The sequence below is a fragment of the Nostoc sp. UIC 10890 genome, assembly GCF_054786515.1.
Genome location: NZ_JBSGKF010000106.1, coordinates 1 through 2181, shown reverse-complemented (window position 1 = coordinate 2181; position 2181 = coordinate 1). Strand labels below are relative to the sequence as shown.

General features: G+C 37.7%; 2 protein-coding genes and 1 pseudogene. 1 reads left to right on the top strand and 2 read right to left on the bottom strand.

Annotated elements, in window-relative coordinates; all coding sequences use genetic code 11:
- Positions 1-1008, bottom strand: a pseudogene (locus ACWATR_RS39515) (hypothetical protein); the annotation flags it as partial.
- 47 nt (positions 1009-1055) lie between these two features.
- Between ACWATR_RS39515 and ACWATR_RS39510 the strand changes: the two are divergent.
- Positions 1056-1586, top strand: coding sequence for a hypothetical protein (locus ACWATR_RS39510; protein WP_460345705.1), 531 nt, complete (start codon positions 1056-1058; stop codon positions 1584-1586).
- 220 nt (positions 1587-1806) lie between these two features.
- On the opposite strand, the gene ACWATR_RS39505 is transcribed toward ACWATR_RS39510, so the two are convergent.
- A partial coding sequence (locus ACWATR_RS39505) for a hypothetical protein (RefSeq protein ID WP_460345702.1) occupies positions 1807-2181 on the bottom strand: 375 nt, incomplete at its 5' end.

Sequence of the window (2181 nt, the reverse complement as noted above, 5' to 3'; positions counted from 1 at the left end):
ATTTGTTCCTGAATTTTTAACATTTGGTTCAAAGCTAGTGATTTCTCCTGTTTTTAATTTCCCTTGGTTCAATGATTCTTTGCGTTTTTCGTATTTTTCACAATAGTCAGCAGCAACTCTTCTTGGGTCATCTTGAATAGAGGCTAGTTTCTCAGCTTGTAGCTCTAATTCTTCGGCAAAATCTTTAATTCCTTGGGGGAAAGATGCCAGCAGTTGGGAAATTGACATCTGACCTTGCTGAGATTGTCCTTTTTCAGCCAACCAAATATTTTGCTGATATAATCCTGGCTTAATTTGAGGTTTAGTCGCCCCTCCTGGTCTATCCTTATCTATTCCTTTGAAACTACTTACAGGGAGAATTATATCGATTTTGGGTTCATTATTTGAGTCTGCATATTCTATTTTATCTAGTCTGTATGGTCGGAGTGTTCCTTTCCCAAAGCGGTATTTAGTAGTTTCTTCTCCATTTCCTTCCTTCCAGCCGAATCGATGCTGGATAACACGGTAGCTTTTATCTTGCTGTGATTCTCTTGAAGTGAGCAAGTCATAAAGTTGGGTTGAAATCTGTCCATAACAATCGCCAACTAGTTTATATGCTAAATCATTTGATAATATTCCTCCGTTTTCACCCCGATTATCAGTAGAATCATCTACTACCAAAATATTTAGTTTTTCGTGAATCGCATTTTTACAAGCTCCAAGAAATATCGAACCATAAGCCCCACGGTCTTTACTATCTGGACAAATTTTTTGAATTGTTTCTAAGCATTCTTTTTCTCCATAAACTAAGCGAGTTTTAGAAGATAATAATAAGATGTGTCCATCTGGATGATTCTTCAAATCTTCGTCTGTACTGTATTCATCTGAGTGCCCAAATGAGAATTCTTTATCAGGGAAATATGATTCTAGTAAAGTATTACTGAGCTTTTCGGTTAAAATAGTTTTACGCTCATCTGTATAAATCCATTGATTAAGCCTGGGGTCAAAATGTTTTAATTCCAGTGTCATGAGTTTAAAAGTTTAATGAAACTTAGTTAATATTTTGGGAGGTCTATATGTCAAGAATTAAGCGTTGGATAAATATGCATAAGAAAGAGTTCAATGCAGATGGAAATCTCAGAGATGAAGTAAGACAAGAAAAGCTATCTCTTGGCGCACATCCAGGAGCAATTGAGAGTTATGCTCGTAGATTAAAAGAAGAGTATGACGAGTGGAAGCAACTAGACGAGACTGACCCAGAGCCGTGGCCAATCTACACAGCCTACGATTTCTTTACTGAACAAGAGAAAAGGGAATTTAACCCTGATGGTTCTCTCAGACCTGAATATTTAGAGTACGCTCGTAAAATTGGTATCAGTGAAGGTTCGCTGGAACATCTTGAGTGGCGTAAGAAAAACGAAGTCGAGAATTATAATGCTGTGTCTGCCGAACACGCAGAACAGGGTATTAACTTTGGTGAGCAGAAAATGAATGCTCTGATTGAAGACAGCAGAACCTACGCTCAACGCCGCCGCCAAATGGAACAGGACTTGCGGAACTTTGAGCCGGAAGAGAGCTTGCCTTTTGATAAAAACACCTCTTATTAAAGTAGGTGAGTTAAGCTGTAAAGAAAGTTTTTATCTATCAAATGCAGTGATTTTACCTGAATATGCGAAAGAAAGCGATCGCCTCACCTTGGGCATGAAAATAAATATTCATTAACTGCCTTTTTACTTCGTTAACTTGAAAGATTTTAGAGATTGCTGATGGAGTATCATAGTCAGTAATTGCAGTGCGATCAAGAAATATACCGCACTGCGATTATGTTTATTTGTGATGTTTTTTACCGTGTGGTGGGGTGTTTTTTGATAATTGTTTGCCCTGAGATAATTCCGACGAAGAATTATTAGATATTGAGGAAGTAGCTATTTTATACATGGCAAAATAGCAAGAAATAGCAACTAGAGAGATTAAGGTAGCCTGACCAATTATTGGCCACAAGTTGTAAGTCAGTTGAGACTGAACTCGCTTAAAGAAAACAGATTCTAACTTTTGGTGAGTCGTGCGATTTTTCAAGTACTCTAAAACTTGCATACATTGAGATATGTCCTCGCCTTTGTGGACTTTTTGACACAGCAGAATTTCTAAGCGTTCAATGCGACGTTCTGGAGTAGACAAATTAATATCGTCCCAATCATCCCA